The organism is Pantoea sp. X-Soil-ISGK-259 (genome assembly GCF_059730705.1).
Map to the genome: position 1 here is coordinate 2484547 of NZ_AP035986.1, position 23343 is coordinate 2507889.

The following is a 23343-nucleotide window of genomic DNA, read 5'->3' on the forward strand; positions in this document are numbered from 1 at the left end:
TGCGCTTAGAAATCGATGAGTACACTTTTCTGGCGCTGGCAGGCCTGAAACGCCTGACGCCCTAAATCTTTACCAATGCCAGAACCCAGGAAGCCACCGGTTGGAATAATGAAGTCGCCGGAGCGTCCATAGCGGTTAATCCAGACGGTGCCCGCCTCTATGGCACGCATCGCCCGCATGGCACGAGGCAGGCTCAGCGTGTGCACGCCGGCACAAAGGCCATAGGTGTCATGGGCGGCCATCGCCAGCCCCTGCTCTTCGTCGTCAAACGTCTGTACTGTCAGCACCGGACCAAAAATCTCCTGCTGCACCGCCGGGTTATCCTGCGCCACGTGGCTCAGCAGTGTGGGCTGCCAGAACCAGCCGTTGTCGGTGTCGGCAAAACGCTCTCCGCCCACCAGCACTTCTGCGCCCTGTGCTTTTGCTGCCTCAATGACCGAGCAGACTTTGTTGCCCTGGCGTTCGTCGATCAGGGGCGCATAACGGCTCTCTTCCTGCCACGTGACGCCCGGTTTAAGTTCGCGGCAGAGCTGGGCCAGCCGCTCAACCAGCGGATCGGCGATATTGCGTTGTACGATAAGACGGGTGCCCGCCACGCAAGCCTGCCCGCCGTTGGCGGTAAAGCCGCGCAGAATGCGCTGAGCCAGCACCTCAAGGTCACCCGCGTCATCGAATACCAGTTGCGGACTCTTGCCGCCCAGCTCCAGTGTCACGGGTTTCATACCGTGCTGCGCGGCATCGCTCATGATGCGTTTTCCGGTCACGGTCGAGCCGGTAAAGGAGACTTTGCGCACCAGCGGATGGGTCACCAGCGCGCTGCCGGTCACCGCGCCACTGCCCTGAACAATATTCAGCACGCCCGCCGGTAAGCCCGCCTGGATCGCCAGTTCAGCCATACGCACGGTTGAAAACGGGGTCAGTTCAGAGGGTTTGAGCACCACGGCGTTACCCGCCGCCAGCGCCGGTCCGCATTTCCACGACGCCATCGACAGCGGAAAATTCCACGGGGTAATCGCGGCGATGACACCATAAGGTTCAGCAATCAGCATGCCGAGACTGCTGTCACGGGTTGGAAAGAGGTCACCGCTGTATTTGTCGGCGCATTCGGCATAGAAGCGAATCGCTTCGGCGGTGAACGGAATTTCATGCAGCACAACGTCGCTGATTGGACGTGTCGAACCCAGTGCTTCCAGCTGAGCCAGCAGCGTGTCCTGCTCAATCAGATCGGCCCAGCGGCGTAACACGCGACCGCGTTCGCGCGGCGGACAGCCGGACCAGCCGCTGGTTTTCAGCGCCTGATGCGCAACAGTGACAGCGCGATCAACATCCTGCGGCGTCGCATCCTGCAGCGTGGCATAGACTCTGCCATCCGAGGGACGTTTTACCTCAAATGATGCGCCCTGGCTCTGGCAGTGCTGGCCGCCAATATAATGGCCAGCCGGAAGAGAAACTTTTTCAGGGTCGAAACTTAACATGGAAAAATCCTTATTTGTTACACCCATCAGTTGCTGGTTTATTAGCGTTTTCACTGGCCGATTTCTGTGGCGTTAATAAGCTAATGCAGAAAGTATGCCAGCCGGGCAAAAAATAAAAATGCGTTTAAAACAGCGCAAAAAAATTTTCTGCCGTATTGCCGGGGGATTTTTTGCGGAATTGCCGAACAATTAAACAGATGATTTACTTCACAAAATTTATGCGCCCTGCTGGTGCAACCTGCACGGAAATTGCACCAAAGCGGATATTAGTGACCAGGCCGCTCATTCTTCGATTCCTGACTCACCGTTTACCGACGTGCCTCACATCCCGGATAAATTCTTTAAATTTTTAAAGACTATTATTTGACGCCGAAGAATTCAGGTTGCGCATCAGGCAAAAAAAAACGCCAGCCGGATGATCCGGCTGGCGTTCTCTTAATATTTAATTACAAACTGCCAATGTGAAATGTTTTCTGTTCCAGATATTCATCAATTCCGTAGCGGGACCCTTCACGCCCTATACCGGAGAGTTTGACGCCGCCAAATGGCGCGACCTCCAGGGAAATAGCGCCGGTATTAAAGCCGACCATGCCAAACTCCAGCGCTTCCGCCACCCGCCAGGCTCGCCGGATATTCTCGGTAAAGAAATAGGCGCCCAGGCCGTAAGGCGTGTCATTCGCCATCGCAATCGCCTCCTCTTCATCATCAAAGATAAACAACGGCGCGACCGGACCGAACGTCTCTTCATGGGCGATACGCATACTGGACGTGACCTCACCGAGCACCGTGGGCTGCACAAACGTGCCGTTGCCCTGGCTGATGCCGCCGGTCAGCAACGTTGCCCCGTGACTGAGCGCATCGTCGATATGGCCGTTCACTTTCTCGACGGCGCGGCTGTTGATTAGCGGCCCTATGGTGCTGTCTGGCGCAAAGCCATCGCCCACTTTCAGGGTGGCAACAGCCTCCAGCAGTCGTGCGGTAAAGCGCGGATAGATACTTCGCTGCACCAGAATACGGTTAGCACAAACGCAGGTCTGCCCGGCGTTGCGGAACTTGCTGAGCATGACGCCGGCGACCGCGATTTCAATATCTGCATCATCAAACACGATGAGCGGCGCGTTGCCGCCCAGCTCCAGACTCAGGCGTTTTATGCTGTTGGCGCTCTGCTGCATCAGCAACTGGCCGATTCGGGTGGAGCCGGTAAACGAAATTTTGCGCACCGTGCGACTTTCAGTCAGCGCCGCACCAATCTCCGTGGGCAGCCCGGTCAGTACCTGCAACACGCCAGACGGGAATCCGGCGCGCTCTGCCAGCACGGCCAGGGCCAGCGCCGAGAGCGGTGTCAGCTCCGAAGGTTTAACGATAATCGGGCATCCGGCGGCTAACGCCGGAGCAACCTTGCGGGTGATCATTGCAATCGGGAAGTTCCACGGCGTAATAGCCGCTGCCACCCCAACAGGCTGTTTCAGCACCAGGATGCGGCGGTCCTCGCTGGGTGCAGGAATGGTGTCGCCGTAGATTCGACGCGCCTCTTCTGCGAACCATTTCACAAAGCTGGCGCCGTAGAGCACCTCGCCCCGGGCTTCCGCCAGCGGCTTGCCCTGCTCGGCAGGTCATGATGATGGCCAGGTCATCAGCATGTTCGACAATCAGCTGATGCCATTTTTCCAGCAGCGCGGCCCGGCTGGCATTGGTGGTTTTGCCCCAGCTGATGCGCACCGTTTCTGCATAGGCTATCGCCTGCTCCGTCTCCGTGCGGCCCAGCGCCGGAATGGTGGCCAGCGTTTCGCCCGTAGCGGGATCGATAACCGGCAGCGTGGCGCCCTGATGCGCATCCTGCCAGCGTCCGGCAAACAGCGCCTGCTGGCGCAGCAGATTGCTATCGGTAAGTTTTAATCGCGACATAACATCCCCTCGTGGTCAGTTAATTCCACTTTATCGTGCCGGGTCAGCGCAGGATGTTGTTGTGCGGGGTGAGAAAGATGAGTGAAATAGTTTTTCGCGCTGTTTTGAAATTTTATGCCGTGCATAAACAGCCGCGCATCCGGCTGGATGCGCGCACTTTAAATCTGGAAGTCGATAACCGGTTCATCGTCGTTGCTGTAGGAGAGCGCCTGACGTTTGATCTCTTCCAGTGACAGGTTGGCGTTGCAGAGTTCCAGGAACTGCCAGACGTAGTTACGCTGCAGCTGACCGCGTTTGAGGCCGAGCCATACGGTGCTGGCATCGAACAGATGCGTGGCATCCAGGCGTTCCAGCTCTTCATTCTCTTCGGTTTCACACGCCTGGTCGGCCAGGATCCCGACACCCAGACCGAGTTTTACGTAGGTTTTGACTACGTCTGAGTCCTGGGCGCTGAGCACGATATCCGGTTTCAGGCCCGCCGCCTGGAAAGCGCGGTCAACCCGTGAACGTCCGGTAATGCCCTGTCGATACGTGATGAGAGGATAGCGGCTGAGCGTACTCAGTGAGACCGGCTGGTTCTGTACCAGCTCATGTCCTTTCGGCACCAGCAAAGCGTGATGCCAGCTGAACCAGGGGAATGCCGCCAGACTGCTGTTATTCACCAGCATTTCACTGGCGATACCGATATCTGCTTCACCCGCCAGCAGCATGGTGACGATTTCCTGTGGCGATCCCTGATTCAACTCAAGACGGACGTTGGGATAAAGCTGACGGAACGCTTTAATCACTTTCGGCAGGCTGTAGCGCGCCTGAGTATGGGTGGTGGCGATAGTCAGGATGCCGCTGGTTTCATTGGTAAAGACATCAGCCAGTCTTCTTACCTTTCCTGCTTCATCCAGAATGCGTTCGGCAATTGTCAGCAGTGCTTTGCCCGGTTCAGTCATGCCCAGCAGGCGCTTACCGCGACGGATAAAGATCTCCACGCCCAGCTCGTCTTCCAGATCGCGAATATGGCGGCTCACACCCGACTGGGAGGTAAACAGCGTATTAGCGACTTCCGTCAAATTAAACTCACAGCGGGCCGCCTCGCGGATGATTTTAAGCTGCTGGAAATTCACGATATTTACCTCCCTTTACATAATCTGATTCGTTGATGGTAAGAACAATTATTGATAACTGGAAATACTTAAAAATTTGGCTTTATGACTTTAGGGAATAAAGGGTGGGAGTGTTCGCTGCGCGAATGGGCTGAGGTGCACGCAGGTGCTGGGGGGTGTTCGCTGCGCGAACGGGCTGGGGTGCACCTGGGTGCCTGGGGGTGTTCGCTGCGCGAACGGGCTGGGGTGCACCTGGGTGCTGGGGGGTGTTCGCTGCGCGAACCGGCGCTGAGAAGGTTTCGTTAGCCTGGCGGGTTGGGGAGTTTCAGTTACGCCTCTGCAGGCGACCAACAAGGGGGCGCCAGTCGCCGCGCCCCCTTGCCCCCGGGCTCCGGCCTGCTTCACCGCCGCTTCGCGGTTCCTTCGCTTCTTCCGGATTTCTTACGGACCGGCGGGACGCGCCCTCCCTGGCGCGAACCCGCCTCTTCGCGGCATCCCTGCCGCTCGTCCTGAAATCCCTCATCCGCTCAGCGGTTCTGACGGCCTCCCTTCCCCGCTTTTATCTCTTCTGTTTGTGTTGGTTACGTCATCGCTGTAAGTCTGAAGGATTATCTGCGGCTCTCCGCCTGGCAGGAAGAATGGCCTTCTACCCTCGCTGATATCTCTTATTTTTGTGTCGGGTACGTCATCGCTGTAAGTCTGAAGGATTATCTGCGGCTCTCTGCCTGGCAGGAAGAATGGCTCTTCACCCTATCAAATGTTGCCTCTTCTTTTTAATGCTGGTGCATTGCCGCTGATAGTTTTCAAAATTAGCTTTGGCTTTCAAACCACCAGACAACGCCATGTCCGATAAAAACCAGGATATTAAAGGCAGGGGTTTACCAGAGGCATCCGAAGCGCTGAGGAACAACCGCAGGCAAGGATGAGCCGACAGGACGCCGGCGAAAGGACGGCTCGCGCCAGGGATGGCGCGTCCGGACGGTCCGCGAGCCGCAGGGCGTGACGAAGGCACCCCGCACAGCGGGGCGCGCAGGCTGCCGGACGCCGGGATTGTTAAGGGGCGGGCGTACGCCCCTTAATGCGTCCGCCTGCACGGGAGACCTGAAATTCGCCACCGCCTGGCGGGCGTTACCCGCTCAGTGGGCAGGCACCGCGCAACGTAATCTTCTCAGTGTGAAGGTGCAGCAAAGCGAGACCCGCCCCCGCTGCTAAGCGTAATCAGCTCAATACCTGGCCCGCTGCTAAGCGAGATCGATTCCGAATCCGCCCGCTGCAAGCGCCCCTACCCCACTAACATCAACTCCCGCTCCTCAGTCAGCGGCTTGTTCAGCAGCGACAGCAGGATATTCTTCACCGCCTGTGCGGAAGGCGACAGCGGCAAACGGGCGGAAATGTTCAGCGACAGCGGCAGGCTCAACGATGGACTGTTAATGCGCGACATCCAGGCATCCGTTGATCCCACCAGCGCACGGGCAGCGGATTCAGGTAATACCGTCACACCCATCCCACTGGAAATCGCTGCGGTCAGAGTAGAAATTGATTCGATCTCTCCGATGATGCGCGCGCTCAGGCGACGCAGTGAAAATGCCTCATCAACCCGCTTGCGCACGGCGCTGTAGTCGCGTGGTAAAAACAGGCTCATCTGTGCCACATCGGCCAGATCGACGCTGACACCGGGATAATCAGTGGCGCCTACCAGGAAGAGATCCTCTTTCATCAGCGGCATACTGTTAATTCCGGCAGTGGGTGCGCGATCGTACAGCACCGCCATATCCAGCTGACCGCTCATCACCTTCTCGTTCAGCACGCTGCCACTGTTTTCATGCAGGTAGACCAGCACTTCCGGAAACTGATCGCGTACGGTTTGCAGCAGCGGCATGGTCAGCGAGGATGCCGCCGTGCCGGGTGCCAGTCCAATCGACACCTGACCGCTCAGCACCTGACCGGCGTTGATGACCGCGGTCTGGGCCTGCTCGCACTGGCGCAGAATAGTACGCGCATGGCCATAGAGAATCTTACCGGCTTCCGTTGGCGTAACGCCGCGCTTGGTGCGAATCAGTAATTGCTGATCCAGTTCATTCTCCAGTGTCGCGACCTGCTGACTGAGTGCAGGCTGTGCGATGTGCAGCACTTCTGCTGCCTGCGTCAGACTGCCGATATCGACGATTTTAACAAAGTACTTTAGTCGTCTTAAATTCATCTTGCCTCCGTCACTCACCCCGAATAGCGAAATGGGTCTGATCCAATCGCCCTGATAACAGAGATTTTGCAAGATGCAGGCCAGGTTTAAAGAGCAGCAGTCAGTGTCCAGCCAGATTTTTCCTAACGGCCCGGAAAATAAGCGTTTCTGATTACCTCTTAAGGGTTAATAAGGATCGGGAATGCGTAATCAGTGTGAGTAAGGATCCCGGGCGCACTGTGACAGTGCAGACGCTGCGAGTCAGACGTGCATAAAAGTGATGACAGACTGTACATTTTTAGTGCAGTGGAAACGTATTGCACCTGATGAAGGCTTGCAGGGCCTGAAGCGTAGCGGTAAAGCGCAGGATAAAAATGTAAACGTTATCAGCAGGATTTCTTATCGCTGACGAAGGGAGGGAGGAAAGTAAACAGTGCCCTCTCCCGCATGCAGAAGAGGGCAACGCCTGCTGATTAACGTTTTTTGCGGTTACGGTGCATATCGATTGAGACCGCCGCCACGATGATGATCCCTTTGATGATGTCCTGAATGTAGGCATCGACACCAACGAAAGTGAATCCACTTTTAATCAGGCCGAGAATGACCGCGCCGATTAACGTGCCGGTGATACGGCCCACGCCGCCCATCAGGCTGCTGCCGCCGATCACAGCTGCGGCAATCGCATCCAGCTCGTATGACATCCCCATGCTTGACTGACCGCTGCTGACACGCGCCGCCAGGACCACACCCGCCAGGCCAGAGAGTGCACCAGCAATGGTGTAGACGATGATCAGATACTTATTAACGTTAATACCGGAGACTTTCGCCGAGGTCATGTTGCCGCCGATGGCGTAAACATATTTACCGTAGCGGGTATGTTTCAGGGCGATGTGGAACAGCAGCGCCACCACCAGGAAAATCACCACCGGCATTGCACCCTGCCCGATTGAGGTAAAACCGTCGGACAGGAAGCTGATTGGGTTACCCTGGGTGTAATACTGCGCCAGACCGCGTGCCGATACCATCATGCCCAGTGTGGCAATGAACGGTGGAATCCCGGTGCGGGTAATCAGTACGCCGTTGACGACGCCCGCCAGTAAACCGACGCCAATACCGGCCGCGATAGGGATCACCGCAGGCATATTCACCAGCGAGGGATACATCGGTGACAGACTGTCAGACGTCTGCGCCAGGCTCGCGGCAACCACCGCCGCCAGGGCAATCACCGACCCGGAGGAGAGATCGATACCGGTGGTAATGATGACCTGGGTCACGCCAACGGCGATAATCCCGATAATCGCCACCTGCAGGACAATCAGGATCAGACGGTTGGTGTTGAGCAGGAAAGACTGGTCACGCACGTACCAGCCAAACATTTCAAAAATTAACGCAATCCCCACCATCACCACGAAAATGCCGGTATCTTTCGGCAATTTATGACGCAGGCTGGCGAAAAAAGAGGGTTGCTGCGGGGCTGCCGGGGTAGCAGTAGCTTTCATATTGCTCATAGTGGTCTCGCGCCTCACTCGGATGCCAACGACAGAATGGTTTCCTGATCGGCTTCTTCTTTATCGAGGATGCCGGTTATACGCCCGCCGTGCATCACCATCACCCGGTCGCTCATGCCAAGGATTTCCGGCAGTTCAGAGGAGACCATGATGATAGCCACGCCACGGTTGGCAAGTTCACTGATTAAGCGGTAAATCTCCGCTTTAGCGCCGACATCAATGCCGCGCGTCGGTTCGTCCAGAATCAGAATCTTCGGTTGCGCCAGCAGCCAGCGGGCAATCAGGACTTTCTGCTGATTACCGCCGCTGAGGTTGTTGATGATCTGATCCATGGTCGGTGTTTTGATATTCAGGCGACGGATCTGGTCCATGCAGTCCTGCGCCATCTTCACATGGCTGACAAACCCGCTTTTACCGCTGTACTCCGGCATGTTGACGATGCTCATGTTCTCCATCACCGACAGCACCAGAAACAGCCCGGACTTTTTGCGATCTTCGGTCAGAAACGCCATGCCCTTTTCAATCGCCGTGGAAGGTGAGTCGATCGTCACCGGCACGCCATCAATTAAGATCTCGCCGCTGTCGAAGCTCTCCATGCCGAACAGGCTCTCCATCACTTCGCTGCGACCGGCACCCACCAGTCCGGCGACGCCGAGAATTTCACCCCTGCGGACGTTGAAACTGACATCAGTAAAACGATCTTTGCAGGTGAGATTGCGAACCGTCAGGACATCTTCTCCGATGGCGCTGTTGAATTTCGGGAACAGCTGGGTCAGTTCACGTCCCACCATCTGCGTAATCAGCGACTGACGGGTATATTTCGCCGTCTCATCACTGGCAATCCAGGCGCCGTCGCGGAAAATACTGACTTCATCAGTGATGTTAAAAATTTCATCCATCTTGTGACTGATGTAGATGATTGCTTTGCCTTGCTCCCGCAGATCACGAATGATGGTAAACAGGTGCGCCACTTCAGTTTCGGTGAGCGCGGAGGTGGGCTCATCCATGATGACGATATCTGAATCCCAGGAGACCGCTTTGGCAATCTCGACCATCTGCTGTGACGCAATGCTCAGCTCGCCCACCATGCTCTCCGCTTTCAGGCGGATATTCAGCCGGCTGAGCAGCTCCTGCGTCTTCTGATTCAGCCGGGCGTGATCAACAAAACCAAACTTCATTGGCTCACGACCCAGCCAGATATTCTCAGCGACGGTCATGTAGGGCACCAGATTGAGTTCCTGGTGAATCATCGAAATGCCGGAACGCAACGCGTCCATGGTGTCCTGAAACTGCACCGGCTCCCCTTTAATTTTGATGGTGCCCTTATCGGGACGGTACATCCCGATAAGGCACTTCATTAAAGTGGATTTGCCCGCGCCATTTTCGCCCATCAAGGCATGTACCGTTCCCGGACGCACCCGCAACGAGACGTTGTCGAGGGCTTTAACGCCGGGGAAGAACTTGCTGATGCCTTCGGCTTCAAGCGCAAACGCGTTCATACATCACCTCCGTACAGCTGGGTCGGGAACGATTATTTCAGGTTACGGTTGGTAAACTGTTCCATGTTTTCTTTGGTAATCAGCTGGTAAGGAATGTTGATGATTTTCTGGACTTTCTCACCTTTCACCAGTTTGATTGCCGTCTGCACCGCACCTTCACCCTGGCCCTGCGCATCCTGGAATACTGTGGCGACCATCTTGCCCTGCTTCAGCATCTGCAGCGCATCCGGTGTGCCATCGACACCCGCGATCAGGATTTTGTCCGGGTTTTTACCCAGCGCCTGCAGCGCACCAATCGCCATTTCATCGTTGTTCGAGGCGATGGCATTGATCTGATCACCGGCAGTCATCCAGTTACTGACCACATCCACCGCATCGTTACGGGTAAATTTGGCGGTCTGTTTCTGAACGATTTTGATGCCAGGGAATTTAGCTGCGACTTCTTCCACGCCTTTAGTACGGTCGCGGGTCGCTTCGTTTGCCAGGTCACCCATCAGGATGGCAACGTTGCCTTTGCCGTTCATCGCCTTCGCCAGCGCTTCCATCTGTAAGCGTCCGGCCAGTTCTGAGTCGGATCCGACATAAGCCATTTTTCCGGTCAGTTCAGCCCCAGGGCGGCGGTTTACGAAGATCAGCGGAATACCCGCTTTGCTCGCCTGATCCATAATCGGTTTCACCGCATTGGTATCGACCGGGTTGACGATCAGCGCATCAACACCCTGTCCGATAAAGTTTTGTACCTGCTGCAGCTGCTGTGAAACGTCACCTTTTGCATCCTCAACCTGCCCTTTGACGCCATCTTTCTGCATCTCTTTCTGCATTGAGGTACGCAGAATGGTCAGGAAGTTGTCATCAAACAGCGCCATAGAGACGCCCACTGAAATATCTTTTGCCATAACTGCGGCAGGTAACATGCAGGCTAACAGTGAGGCGACAATCGTTTTTTTAATGTTCATAGGGACCCTTCTTCTTTGTTAACTTGCTCAGTGGCTGCGGACCACGAATGAAAAATATCTTTTACATTCACCCAGCCTGTCTGGCGTCTGTTTCGGAAAATTTGAGGTAAGACTTCAGGTTCTGGCTATTTTTGTGATCGACCACTCCTTTTCACAATCACTTGATCTGCAAACAGTTAGTTTCAAAATGCCGTTTCACTTCTGGCCGATGATGACGACCGTGATGATAAGCAGTTCATTTGTTCCATATAATATCGTTTTGAAATTTTTATCATAAAAGCACTGAAACGCTTGTTTTAACATCGGCAAATAACAAAACTTTGACATGCATCTAACATCTACTGAGAAATGCCAGCAAAGTGAGATCCTGTTGGCAGTTTGAAAATCCATCAGAAGTGACTAAAAACCGCCAATCCGCTGCTTTTACGAGCATCTGAACGCAAATCAGTAAACAGGGCTTTGACAAGCAGGATCTACGCCGCTAATATTCGCCCCGTTCAAGCGATTCCTCTGTAGTTCAGTCGGTAGAACGGCGGACTGTTAATCCGTATGTCACTGGTTCGAGTCCAGTCAGAGGAGCCAGAATTAGAAAAGCCCGCTCAGGGAAACCTGAGCGGGCTTTTTGCTTTTGTGTTACAGGTCGGCGAATCACTGACAGGTTCAGATGTGAACCATCAAATAACGATGTGCTTTGGTTGCTACTCAGGCAGCCTGTAGATAGAGCGTCTATCGACCCCCACTGATGTTAGCCAGGAAGCGGTTTAGCATTTGTGCTGTGCCTTTCCGCCATCCTTTTCCTTTGCTGCCTGCCAGAGAAAATGGCGCCAGTGCCTGGTTCTTTCTTTAGTGCAAAGGTTCTGCGAGCTTTCATGCAATCAGTTAAAAAGCCACGCAGGTAAAGACAAACGAAAGTGGGCTTCCCATCATAAAAGTATGATGTCCGACATTAATCACATCAAGTTGTAAGGTTTCCGGGTCGCCGGTAAATTCAGCCAACAGCTTCTCAAAGGTTGGATTATCTGTATTGTCAGTGGGAGAGATAATGATGCGGCTTATAGAGTAATGCGCTGTATTACTGCCCCTTACTTCCCCCCTATTCAGTATGAGGGTTCTTCCTAAATTTTTTTCCTCATTATTGATTAACACCCGTCCATTCAGTAAAAAATATCCGGTTCCGTCCTTGTATAGTCTGAGATCCTGGGCGACATTAAATTTAAGCGTCTGTCCCTCACCACCCAGATCGTATTGGGTAAAAGAGTAACATCTCAGTGGCAATATTAAATTATTTTCAGACCCAAAAAATATAAAACCCAGAAGAATTGCCGTACAGACAGTTGAAATAGCTATCAGAACTCTCACGTTTGGAAACATCATATTAATTCTCGTTAATATGGAAGAAATTATTGCAACTGGTTACATTCCTCTCTTTTCCAAGCTTGCAATACGAAATTAATGTTCGGCCATCATCTTTTGGCGAAAAAGATGTATAGTTATCAAAATAGATTTTTTTATTTTTATCACAGACTAAATTATTTTCTGCTAAAAGAGCAGTTATTTTACTTTTTACTTCTTTCATCTTATTTTCATTGAGATCCTTAACAAAAACCACCTCGCACCCCTCTGCAAGAAAATCTGATTTCAGATAAATGTTGATATTATCCAATGAAGACGTATTGTTTTTAAAGACTAACACCGCAGTTGCAATAAAAACGGGTGAAATGATATACAGGCAAAGAACAATGACTTTCCATGAAAGAAAAGATCCAGGTTTATTTAATAATGCCTTAGGTAAATGAGCCGGTGGGGATGACTCTATTCCGTCAAAGGAGGGGGATTTAACGACAGAATGATTAGTATTTAACTTAATACCAATTTTAGGAATGGTAATGACAATTTCATCACATCCAAATGCGGATAATGCACGTCTCATTATACTCAGGTATTGCGTTAAATTTGCATTTGACCCTCTGAGGTTATGTTTATCCCAGACTTCAACAATCAAATATTCTCTTGTCAGAATATCGCCATTGGAATCAAGAATGAGTGCCAGTAATCGCGCCGAAGGCAGGTTAATCTGAACGGTATCTTTCGTCGGTATATGTCGGAGAGTACTGTCATCCGTATTAAACACTATTGAACCATTAATGGTATACAACACCTTCACATCCCCCCCGATTAAATAAATTCAATCTCAGATTTATCTCACAACATAATACAGTTAAACCCTTTTTGCACGTAGCATTTTTAAACCAAGCGAATAAAAAGCACGGGAACGCGTTGATACCCACTGACTCTGTTTCAGGGAAATCATTGTCCTGATGTCGGAACGCCGTTGCTAACGAAAGTATGAGTATATTCGCACAGCTGAACCTTCCGCTGTCAGAAGGGAATTACGACGATTCAACCAGATTCACGGCAGGAGATGCTCTTTTAAACTCTCCTCCGGATGTCAGGTAGTGGGCAGCCTGCAACAATCGGCGACTGTTTAAGCTAAAAAAATAACAAAAATAGATCATTAAACTAAAAATACAGATAAATTCGAATTACATTCCGTTATTGGTTTTCCTGTATAACACTGTTTCCATCCTGAGGTGGCAAGCCCCGGCCAGTGTGGGGGTTAAGGTGGGTACGCATCTTGCTTCAGCTCGGTGATTATAGATGTACCTGAATCCGCGCCATCTATATGAATGTGAAAAGCAATGACCCGGTAATTTCTTCAACATGCTTTATGGGCATTATAAATAACCCGAAAACACACCAGAGGATTACTGAATATGAAACTTAAATTTAAAAATTATTGCACGACTGCCCTTTCCACCTGTGGCTCATCGGGCTCGCTAACTACCTGTGCCGCTTTTTATCTGAAGCTTTTCTCTTCTTAAAAATCTGGTCGTGTATTTTTAAAATGAATTTCTTTGTTAATTTTACGTTTACCTAAAAATTAACAAGGGTATTTTACGATTACGTTTAGTCAGGAATAATTATTCTCTGATAGGGATGTGTTATGTATTTACTTTGTAATAAAAAAACTTACAGGGCAGCCGGGGCTGTACTGGCCGCCGCGATATTAATCAGTAATGGCGCTACTCCGGCTTTTGCGCAGGAGCTGAAGACGGTCACCAATACCAAAGTATTCGAGGTCAAACTGGGTGCCTCACGAGTGATATATAACCCGGACTCCAGCGGAGCGTCTTTATCCATCACCAATGCGCAGGCTTACCCCATACTGGTGCAGGGAAAGGTGCTTGCGGAAGATAAAAAAACACCTGCGCCTTTTATTGTCACCCCGCCAGTTTTCCGTCTGGATGCACAGCAGCAGAACCGCCTGCGAATTATTCGTACCGGCGGTCAAATGGCCGGTGACCGTGAAACGCTGCACTGGCTTTGCGTGACCGGTATTCCGCCTAAAGATAGTGATGTCTGGGCTCAGGATGCGAAAGGGACACCGTTAAAGCCCACAGCAGTCACGCTGAACCTGGAAGTCAGCGCAAACAGCTGTATTAAACTGCTGGTGCGCCCGTCCGGCGTGAGAGGAACGATGATGGATGCCGTATCCGCGCTTAAGTGGCAACGCCAGGGCGATAAGCTGACGGTAACTAACCCTTCCGCATTTTATATGAATTTGTCCTCACTCAGCGTGGGGGAGATGAATATTCCGGATAGGGAATATGTCGCTCCGCACTCTTCCCGCAGCTTTATCCTGCCAAAAGGCGCTGCCGGTCAGGTGAAGTGGACGGTTATCACTGATGAAGGTGGAGAGAGCCGCACGTTTCAGTCGCCGTTGCACTAATAAGGCGCCTGGATAATGAAATATTTTCGGTTTTCTGTGGTGGCCATCGTGGTATCTGCCGGGCTGTTTTCAATGCCGGTGATGGCCCGGACCTGGGAATTTGATGCTTCACAGTTGGGTGGTGGTGTCAGTGATGCGGATATCGCTCTATTTAACCAGGGCGGGCAGCTTCCAGGAACCTATCTGGTTGACGTGTTGCTCAATGGTGAGCAGGTGGATTCCCGTGAAGTGGTTTTTGTTCAGCAGGAAGATTCCCGGGGCATGCCTGTTTTGCAGCCCTGCCTGAGCAGGAAGCAGCTTTTACGTTACGGCATAAAGACGGAAGACTATCCGGCATTGTCCGGCAAAGGCCTGGACGCAAACAAAGATTGTGCTGACATCCGCGTTATTCCGCATGCCAGAGCTGATTTTAATTTCGGGGCACAGCAGCTGGTGCTGAGCGTTCCGCAGATAGCATTGCGCCCTGAAGTAAAGGGCATTTCTCCCCGAGAGCTGTGGGATGAGGGAGTCCCGGCGATCCTGATGAATTACCGGACCGGTACCAGCCATGTGGAATCCCGGGTCGGGAGTAGAAATGTCAATGAATCGCAGTACCTGCAGCTGGAGCCCGGCGCTAACTGGGGACCATGGCGATTACGTAATTCGACGACGTGGCAGAAGAGCCGCGGACAGACCGGCCGCTGGCAGACTCCTTATACCTATCTTGATCGGGGCCTGTATGACATGCAAAGCAGGCTGACGCTGGGAGAGCGTTTCACGCCGTCGGAAATTTTTGACAGCGTACCTTTTCGCGGCGTGATGCTGGGTTCGGATGAAAATATGCTGCCCTCTTCGCAGCGGACTTTTTCACCCGTGGTGCGCGGTATTGCCCGCACTCAGGCCAGGGTAGAAGTGAAGCAGAATGGCTACACGGTTTACAACGCCACGGTAGCGCCCGGCCCGTTTGCCCTGAGTGACTTTGCCGCTGGCGGCTCGGGTGGGGATTTGCAGGTTACCGTATGGGAAGCCGACGGCACTACTCAGGAATTCAGCGTCCCTTATCAGACGCCGGCGATTGCGCTGCAGGAAGGCCACAGCGTGTACAACCTGATGGCCGGGCAGTATCGGGCATCAGATAACACGGTTGATTCGCCTCTGGTTGCACAGGCCACTGTTATGTATGGCCTGCCGTGGAGCCTGACCCTATACGGCGGTTTGCAGGGCGCGGAGCGCTATCAGGCGACGACTGCGGGGCTGGGTATGTTGCTCGGGTCGTGGGGCGCGGTATCTCTGGATGGGACCCACGGCCGTGGGCAGAAGAAAGAGCGTGAAAGTGAAACGGGGGGATACGGACGGCTGCGCTACAGCAAGCGCGTTGAGGTAACCAATACCTCGCTTGATCTGTCCCATACCCGCTATGACGCATCCGGTTTCAGCACGCTGTCTGAGGTAATGGACAGCTATCGGCAGGAAAACCCAGCCGGCAGTGACGCACAACGCCGGTCTGAGACAACCCTGACGCTCAGTCAGTCATTGGGCGGATTGGGGAGTCTCAGCCTGAGCGGTTCTCGCAACAGTTACGGCAACGGGCAAGGGAGTACAGAGTCGTTCAGTGCCGGCTATGGCGTCAGTATACGCGGCGTTTCCCTGTCGCTGAATGCGACGCAGAACCGTAACCGGAACAGCGGCAGTAAATGGCAGGATAACCGGCTGATTAACATGATGGTCAGTATTCCACTGGACCGCTGGCCTGGTGGGGCAACCCGGGCGACCTATCAGATGACGTCGCCTTCATCCGGCGGCAATACACAGCAGGTGGGGCTCAGTGGTGAGGCGTATGACCGCCAGTTGCAGTGGAATGTGAACCAGCGTCAACGTTCGGGGGCGGTGAGCGGAGACCGCAACGACAGCGACCTGAACCTTGGCTGGAGCGGGGGCTACGGCCAGCTGAATGGCCGTTACGGCTACAGTCCGTCTTACCGGCAGACAGGACTGGATGCGTCAGGCGGCATCGTGATTACCCGCAGTAGTGTCACCGCAGGGCAGACGCTGAACGATACCGTGGCACTGGTGGAAGCGCCGGGTGCCTCCGGAGTGGCTGTTGGCGGCTGGCCGGGAGTGAAAACCGATTTTCGTGGCTACACCACACAGTCAGGCCTGCAGCCTTACCGGAAGAATATTGTCAGCCTGGACCCTGCTCGTCTTTCGGCTGATGCAGAAATAAAACAGACGGACGTGACGGTAGTGCCGACGCAGGGCGCGGTTATCCCGGCCACCTTTATCACGCATATTGGCCGGCGGGCGCTGGTGACACTGATACGTCCGGACGGTAAACCTGTTCCTTTTGGGGCACTGGTTACCCCGGAAAACCAGGCGTCATCAGGCAGTGGCATTACCGGTGAAGCCGGGCAGGTGTATCTGTCCGGACTGAACGGAAAAGGTGCCCTGATGGCGAGATGGGGAGAGAAGCAACAGTGCCGGGCTGATTACCGTCTGCCGGAAAAACCAGGGCCAGCAGGGCTGTATCTGTCAGAGGCAGTTTGTCGCTGAAAGCAGTTACCGGCTCCCGAAAAAACTGAACAGAAACATCACCCGGAGAAGGGGAATGATGAACAGAAAAAGATTGTATCTGATAGCGGCAGCGCTTTTGACAGTCATGGCCAGCAGCGCTCCGGCTGTCGCGACGGGTAGCCCGCAACTGGTGTTGCAGATGAACCATGGCCTGCAGGCGGGTGCTGTCAGAGACGGCACAAAGCTCGGCAGGGGCACGCTGGTCAGCTACGACATCCATACGGGCTTTCAGCTCCGGAGCGAGCAGGCTGTATCCGGCCAGCAGGGAGGACGTTATGTGCTGACAGGCCAGCAGAATCCGGCGCATCAGTTGCGGGTGCGTCTGGTGCCACAGCAACAGGTGGTAACGGAAATGGCGGACATGCAGGTGATAACCGTGCATACCGGCGAAGACAGAATGGTTTTTGACATTCTGGCGGATGGCGACCAGAGGGTGAAAGCGGATACCTACTCTTTAAACATCGCTGGTCAGGTGGTCACTCAGTAACGTGCAACAGCCGGGCGCTATATAGAGATTTCACGAATACCACGTCACTGACATTTTTGGTGACGGGGAGCCATCGGTGGCACATATGCCTCGATGGTCGGGTAGACGCACTGTCTACGACTTTTAGGGACGACTGCAGTCGTTAATTCAACACAACAAAGGATAGAGATATGAAATTTTTAAACATCAAAACCTCAGCGGCAGCAGCGATAATCATCGCGGGTATTTCATCCCACGCAGCAATCGCAGCGCTGTCCGAAGCCAGTACTACGTCGGCCGACATTACTTTTACTTCTCCGCTCACTGTTTCTAACGTTTTGACACCGGTGTCGGGTCTGTCGGACGGGACTCATAATAGTGGAAAAGTGCTGGCAAATGGTACCATCACTTCGACAGGCGGCGCCTCTCGTCATTACATAGCTTTGGGTATGCCCGGGTCATTAACAGGGTCTGGTAACGGCACACCCCAGTTCCCATTAAATATTAAAGGCAAAAACGACAGCAATAACGCCATTCTTGTATCAATACTCAGGACTTCTGATACTCCTGGCTCTACTGGCTTTACTCGTTGCACAGAGTTAGGTTTGACATGTACCACCGATTACATTTTATACAGCACTGCCACCAACGGCGTATCAACTTACAATGTTACATTAAGCGGGACGCAGAACGTGAAACCTGATACCTATACCGTCCAGACCACCGCTTACGCGTATGGAGACTGACAGAAATAAAAACATCAGGCGAACACCCTGTAATGTTCAGGGATTTGACTGACTCTGTCGCATTGACGTTAATCAGAAGCATAGGCGGGGAATCCCGCCTATGCTTACAGCTTCAAATTTTCAATCTCAGGTAAGCCAGTTCAGAGAATAGCTTCATATTTCAACATTCATTAACAGTAATCGACACAAATCCTTCTGGTTACATTGTTCTGCCTGTTCGGCAGTAACAGAGATTTACGCAACAAAGAATGTTGTTATCATGTTCAAATCAAATAATGAGATCGCATTAAATTCCTTCTATGCGAGGGTTGTATTTTTTATGCCCGTAAGTACATGAAGGCGAAGGCTATATTAGCGAGTTACTGACAAAGGCGATCTCAGCCAGAAAAGCCAGAATTAAAAAAGCCCGCTCAGTTTTCCCTGAGCGGGCTTTTTGCTTTTCAGCTCTCTTTATCTTTCTGGCAAATTATCCTTTCGCAAAGTTCGCCTGAATGCGCTGTTGCAGATAATCTTCGGCGGTGATGGCCGGATATTTCGCCTGCGGCCCCAGAATCTCCACATCTTTATTAGCCTGACAGAAAAAGGCCAGGCTGTAGCGCGCACCCTGGTATTCGCCGGGCAGTGGGCTTCTCACACGGTGGAAATTTGACGGCAGCTGATCGTCGCTCCAGCGCATCAGCATGTCGCCGATGTTGCAGGTGATCACCTCTTCGCGCGGCTCGATGCTGGTCCACTGCTGACTTTCGCGGTCTTTGCCAGGACATACCTGCAACCCGCCCTGACCGGGACGCTGGAACAGCAGCGTCAGACAGTCAAAATCTGTATGCGCACCCGCGCGCCACATCCCCTGCTCTGACTGCTCAGTGGCATAGTAGTGCAGCATGCGCAGCGTACTCTGGTAAGTTTGCAGGTCCGGATTATGTGCCTGCTCGAAAAAGTGCTCAGGAAAGCCCAGTTTGAGGGCAAAACAGGAAAGCAGTTTCATGCCCAGTTGCCAGCATTGCGATTCAAAATTCAGCATGGTCTCTTTGAAGGCCGGCAGTTCCTGTTCGGTCGGCCATAGCGGTGCCATCAGCGGACGGGTAATCTGGTAAGACTCTTTCTGGTCTGGCGTTCGGGTTGATGGACGCACCTGAGACTTATTCTCCCAGCCTGCGTTACGCGCCAGCGGATATTGCGCTTTTATCTCTTCGGGCAGTGAGAAGAAATCCTCTGTCATGCTGAACGCCTGACGGATATCGCCGAGTGCAATGCCGTGATTGCTGACCTGGAAGAAGCCAATTTCTACGGCTGCGCTCCAGAGTTCGTCGGCGATCTCACTTTTACGGTTTTCGAAATCTGATAAATCGATACAACGCACTTCACGGGCAAAAGTTTCTTCACCCATCGCGCCCATTCCTGCTTCTTTTTCCAGTTCCTGTAATGCATATGCTGTTTGATTTGATTGCGTCATTGTTCTTATCCTTCTTAATCAATAGGGTTAGCGCGCAGCGCGCTGTTGTAAAGTACGGACGGCAGACATTGCCTCATGGCGCATGGCCTCCAGATCGAGTCCGGGGATGACATCGTTTTCGACGATCACCCGGCCATTTATCATCAGTGCCTTAAGCGAAGCGCGTCCGGCACAGGCCACCGGACCAATGGCCATGTCGTGCAGGCCGAAGTAGCGCGGGTCATCCAGCCGATAAATGGCGATATCCGCCAGCCTGCCCACCTGCACGGTGCCGCTTTGTTGCAGGCCAAGGATCTGCGCCCCGCCTGCGCTGCCCCACCGCACCACGTCTTCAACAGATGCTGCGTCGCCGCCGCCTTCAAACGTGCCGCCGTCATAACGCGGTGTCGCCAGCATGCCTTTTCGGGCGCGCTGCAAAAGCCAGGCCGCATGCGCTTCACTTTGCATATCGGCGGCTTCGTTCGATGCCGCACCGTCTACGCCTAATGAAACAGGCACACCGGCCTGTTCCAGCGCCAGCAAATCAGCGATGCCGCTGCCCAGACGCCCGTTGCTTTGCGGGCAGTGTGCAATGCCAGAGCGGGTCTGACCCAGCATCGTGATTTCCTGCGGCAGCAGTTTTACCAGGTGCGCAAACCAGACGTCCTCACCCAGCCAGTCGTGTTCCGCACAAAACTGCACCGGCGTCATGTCGAATCTGGCACGCGCCGCATCAAGATAATCCACGGTTTCCGACAAGTGGCTGTGCAGCCGAATCCCCAGACTGCGGGCCAGTTTCGCCATTTCGCGCAACTCCGCACCGGGTGCAGAATGCAGCAAGGTTGTAGGTGCCATCACCACACGGCGCAGTGACGTTGGTTTCGGATCGTGATAACGACCCACCAGCCGTTCAATATCCGCCATGTAATCCCCGAAGTTTTCCGGGCGCAGCGCCTGCGGCAAATCTTTCTCGATCGCGCGCCCCTGCGTTGCGCCACCCCGGCATAGCACAATGCGCATTCCCAGCGCCTCACCTTCACTGAACAGGATTTCCGAGGTATCGAACGGCATATCTGGCCAGTAAAGGTAGTTATGGTCTGCCACCGTCGCGCAGCCGGAACGCAGCAGTTCGGTCAGGCCGATACGCACCGCAAGACGAAAGGTGGATTCATCGAAGGTGGCGCGAAAACGATAAGGCGTGGCACTCAGCCATGCGGTCAGGCTTTGGTTCAGCCCCTGCGGTTCCCCTTTTAACAATGACTGAAACAGGTGATGGTGCGTATTCACCCAGGCGGGATAAACCACGCAATCGCGGGCGTCGATCAGCTGCTCGTCGGGCATTGCCGTCAGGGAACCTATCGCCTCGATCACCCCATGACGCACGCGAATATCCGGCCCGGCGTGACGCGCTGCCTCTCCCGGCAAGCCGGTGAGGATTGCGTGCGCATTTTTAATCAGTAAAACGTCAGATGACATTCCAACACTCCTCAGGGCTTAACCTGCATCTGGTCGACAATTTCAGTGGTATACGCCTGCTTCCAGTCGGTATTCGCATTCAGCAGTCTGGCGTTCACCATGAAATCACGGGTTTTCTGCCAGCGGGCCTCCGTCATGGTGCCCCACCCCTTCGTTGCCGCATCACCGCCGTCAATCAGATGGTGCGCTTTGATTTGCTGAACGCCCCAGGCCAGCAGGTCGTCCGTCATCTTCGGATTATCCTTTTTGATCAGCGCGTTGCCCGCCGCCGGATTTTGCAGATAGCTTACCCATCCTTCCATCGACGCCTTTACAAACTTAGCCATCGCCTCTTTCCGGCTGCTGATCAGTTCAGGACGGGTGATCAGAATGCCGCCGTAAGGGGGATAGCCGTGCTCCGAGAAGAGGAAGAAATTTGATTTCACACCCGCCTTTTGTGCCTGAAAAACTTCAGAACTGACATAGGCTTGCTGCGCGACATTTTCGTCAGCCACAAAGGGCTGGATATTGAAGGTGTAAGGACGAACCTGTGAATCGCTAAGCTGATAGCGTGCTTTCAGCCATGGCCACCAGGTCGATTGCCCGGAGCTGGAGACTAAAATGGTTTTGTCTTTCAGACCGTCCAGGGAAGTGACTGAAGCATGTGTCAGCAGCCCCTGAGGATCAAACTGGAAAGGGGCGGCGATGGCTTTGGCCTGAAAACCGCGCTGTACGGATTCGAGTAGCTGGAGATCATAACCGATGATCACGTCCGATCGCTTTGCCAGCAGCAACTGCATGCCGTTGACCTGCGGGCCGCCGGACTGAATGCTGACATCCAGCCCGTAACGCTTGTAAATGCCTGTGGCCTGCGCCTGATAATAGCCGCCCTGCTCCGCCTGCGCGTACCAGGATGTCAGTAGTGCTATTTTCTCATCGGCGTGTGCCGACAGTGAAAATGCGGCAGGAATCAGCGCGCTCAGCACGCAGCAAGACAGGGGAATGCGGGAAACTGACTTCATTGCTCCTCTCCTAATCATCACCGGAGGGGCATTGAGCGAATGCGGCTCAGCTCCCCTGACCGGCTCAAAATGAACCGCGAAATGGTTGCTGAGCAATGTCCCGCGCAGTTGCCCGCACTGACCGCTTCTACTCACTGTGGGTTATACAAGAAAGGTGCCAACTTCACGAATGCGCTTTCTCTGCGCTTTAACAGGGGATTGATCGGCGCTGGCTCTGCAACCTTTGATTCATTACAAAGCAACCAGCACCAGAACAGTGCAAATCAATCCCGATCACCTCGCGGCATCTGGATCTCGCTGAACAACATCTCCAGCTGTTTGAGCATCATCGAGGCGGCCAGCGAAAGCTGTCTTGTCGGGGCGACGCACAACGAAAGGGTGAACGTTTTTAATTGCGGATCGGTCAGCGGAATAAATTGCAGTTCATCGCTTTCCACCTCATCAATGATGTCGAGCCAGCAGAGAATACCGATGCCCATTTTCTCTTTAATCAGCGAGCGGATCATGTGGATGTTATTGGATACCGCGACTTCGTTAATCATGTCGCCGTTGATATTCATCAGCGCCTGGACGGGTTCGGCCAGCATCAGCGGCGCAGCCGGCAGGATAAACGGATATTCCATGCACTGGCTAAAACGCACGTGGCTTCTGTCGCCGAGCGGGTGCCCTTTCGGCACCACAATCCCCAGCTCGATTTCTGCAAAAGCGCGTACCTGCAACTCTCGTGAACTTTGCGGATTAAGCATCAGACCAAAGTCAGCATCGCCAGATATCAGCGCCTGCTGAATGTCCACATTGTTCATGGTGGTCAGCGTGAAAGAGATATTCGGATAATCAGCATGCACCTTCCTGAGCATCGCCGAGAAAAACTGCCGGTTGATGGCGTCAATGGTGGCAATTCGCACGTGTCCGCGCCGCAGACCGCGCAGGTCATCGAGTTGCTCGCAGACGCGGGTGAAATCCTTTTTCCAGTTGTTGGCGGCGTGCAATAGCAGCTCGCCGGCTGCCGTTAGCCGCAATCCGGTCGGGTGCCGTTCAAACAGCGGCATTGCCAGTTCTTTTTCCACCCGCAGGATCTGCCGGTCAATCGACGATGCGGCGACATGTAAGGTTTCTGACGCCTTACGAAACGAGCCCTGGCGGGCAACCTCAGTGAAGTACAGCAGAAACCGTGAGAATGCGAACATGATTGAGTGCTCTCTTTTTTGCAACGGGATGTGCGAATCAAAGCGCTGGACGCAACAGCTTTACAACAATAACGTA

General features: G+C 53.5%; 16 protein-coding genes, 1 tRNA gene and 1 pseudogene. 5 read left to right on the top strand and 13 right to left on the bottom strand.

The window, feature by feature from the left end; all coding sequences use genetic code 11:
• Nucleotides 1–5: 5 nt before the first annotated feature.
• From AC6I77_RS11870 to AC6I77_RS11900, 7 genes and pseudogenes are all read right to left on the bottom strand, one after another.
• Nucleotides 6–1475 (bottom strand): aldehyde dehydrogenase family protein, encoded by a 1470-nt coding sequence (locus AC6I77_RS11870; protein ID WP_008926926.1) that lies wholly within the window; start codon nucleotides 1473–1475, stop codon nucleotides 6–8.
• A gap of 446 nt (nucleotides 1476–1921) precedes the next feature.
• Nucleotides 1922–3380, bottom strand: a pseudogene (locus AC6I77_RS11875) (NAD-dependent succinate-semialdehyde dehydrogenase).
• Nucleotides 3381–3538: 158 nt separating this feature from the next.
• Nucleotides 3539–4498, bottom strand: a complete 960-nt coding sequence (gene cbl, locus AC6I77_RS11880; RefSeq protein ID WP_003853203.1) for an HTH-type transcriptional regulator Cbl — start codon at nucleotides 4496–4498, stop codon at nucleotides 3539–3541.
• A gap of 1261 nt (nucleotides 4499–5759) precedes the next feature.
• A complete protein-coding gene (gene nac / locus AC6I77_RS11885) occupies nucleotides 5760–6677 on the bottom strand; it encodes a nitrogen assimilation transcriptional regulator NAC (RefSeq protein WP_003852599.1) in 918 nt (305 codons plus the stop codon).
• A gap of 452 nt (nucleotides 6678–7129) precedes the next feature.
• Nucleotides 7130–8155 carry an ABC transporter permease gene (locus tag AC6I77_RS11890; RefSeq protein WP_181162214.1) on the bottom strand — a complete coding sequence of 342 codons (1026 nt, stop codon included), beginning with the start codon at nucleotides 8153–8155 and terminating at the stop codon, nucleotides 7130–7132.
• A gap of 23 nt (nucleotides 8156–8178) precedes the next feature.
• Nucleotides 8179–9663: a sugar ABC transporter ATP-binding protein gene (locus AC6I77_RS11895; RefSeq protein ID WP_497816951.1), complete on the bottom strand. Its 1485-nt coding sequence runs from the start codon at nucleotides 9661–9663 to the stop codon at nucleotides 8179–8181.
• Between the two features lie 32 nt (nucleotides 9664–9695).
• Entirely contained in the window at nucleotides 9696–10619 is a 924-nt protein-coding gene (locus tag AC6I77_RS11900; RefSeq protein WP_003852592.1) for a sugar ABC transporter substrate-binding protein, read from the bottom strand.
• Between the two features lie 506 nt (nucleotides 10620–11125).
• Between AC6I77_RS11900 and AC6I77_RS11905 the strand changes: the two genes are divergently transcribed.
• A tRNA-Asn gene (locus tag AC6I77_RS11905) sits at nucleotides 11126–11201 on the top strand.
• 297 nt (nucleotides 11202–11498) lie between these two features.
• Here AC6I77_RS11905 and AC6I77_RS11910 read toward each other — a convergent pair.
• Both AC6I77_RS11910 and AC6I77_RS11915 read right to left on the bottom strand, forming a co-directional pair.
• The gene (locus AC6I77_RS11910) at nucleotides 11499–11993 is read right to left on the bottom strand and encodes a FidL-like protein (protein WP_008925991.1); all 495 of its coding nucleotides are present in this window, start codon (nucleotides 11991–11993) and stop codon (nucleotides 11499–11501) included.
• A gap of 1 nt (nucleotide 11994) precedes the next feature.
• Nucleotides 11995–12777: a winged helix-turn-helix domain-containing protein gene (locus AC6I77_RS11915; protein ID WP_008925992.1), complete on the bottom strand. Its 783-nt coding sequence runs from the start codon at nucleotides 12775–12777 to the stop codon at nucleotides 11995–11997.
• A gap of 846 nt (nucleotides 12778–13623) precedes the next feature.
• Here AC6I77_RS11915 and AC6I77_RS11920 point away from each other — a divergent pair.
• From AC6I77_RS11920 to AC6I77_RS11935, 4 genes are all read left to right on the top strand, one after another.
• On the top strand, nucleotides 13624–14409 hold the full coding sequence (locus AC6I77_RS11920) for a fimbria/pilus periplasmic chaperone (RefSeq protein ID WP_008925993.1): 786 nt from the start codon (nucleotides 13624–13626) through the stop codon (nucleotides 14407–14409).
• Between the two features lie 72 nt (nucleotides 14410–14481).
• Nucleotides 14482–16938, top strand: a complete 2457-nt coding sequence (locus tag AC6I77_RS11925) for a fimbria/pilus outer membrane usher protein (RefSeq protein ID WP_497817224.1) — start codon at nucleotides 14482–14484, stop codon at nucleotides 16936–16938.
• Nucleotides 16939–16993: 55 nt separating this feature from the next.
• On the top strand, nucleotides 16994–17446 hold the full coding sequence (gene afaD, locus AC6I77_RS11930) for an AfaD family invasin (RefSeq protein ID WP_008925995.1): 453 nt from the start codon (nucleotides 16994–16996) through the stop codon (nucleotides 17444–17446).
• A gap of 170 nt (nucleotides 17447–17616) precedes the next feature.
• Entirely contained in the window at nucleotides 17617–18171 is a 555-nt protein-coding gene (locus AC6I77_RS11935; protein WP_140033267.1) for a hypothetical protein, read from the top strand.
• 466 nt (nucleotides 18172–18637) lie between these two features.
• Here the strand turns inward: AC6I77_RS11935 and AC6I77_RS11940 are convergent, their stop codons facing one another.
• From AC6I77_RS11940 to AC6I77_RS11955, 4 genes are all read right to left on the bottom strand, one after another.
• Nucleotides 18638–19624, bottom strand: a complete 987-nt coding sequence (locus AC6I77_RS11940; RefSeq protein WP_105099013.1) for an isopenicillin N synthase family dioxygenase — start codon at nucleotides 19622–19624, stop codon at nucleotides 18638–18640.
• Between the two features lie 27 nt (nucleotides 19625–19651).
• The gene (locus tag AC6I77_RS11945) at nucleotides 19652–21079 is read right to left on the bottom strand and encodes an amidohydrolase family protein (RefSeq protein ID WP_078804528.1); all 1428 of its coding nucleotides are present in this window, start codon (nucleotides 21077–21079) and stop codon (nucleotides 19652–19654) included.
• Between the two features lie 11 nt (nucleotides 21080–21090).
• Nucleotides 21091–22080 (bottom strand): ABC transporter substrate-binding protein, encoded by a 990-nt coding sequence (locus AC6I77_RS11950; protein WP_485522948.1) that lies wholly within the window; start codon nucleotides 22078–22080, stop codon nucleotides 21091–21093.
• 263 nt (nucleotides 22081–22343) lie between these two features.
• Entirely contained in the window at nucleotides 22344–23267 is a 924-nt protein-coding gene (locus tag AC6I77_RS11955) for a LysR family transcriptional regulator (RefSeq protein ID WP_140033265.1), read from the bottom strand.
• Nucleotides 23268–23343 lie beyond the last annotated feature (76 nt).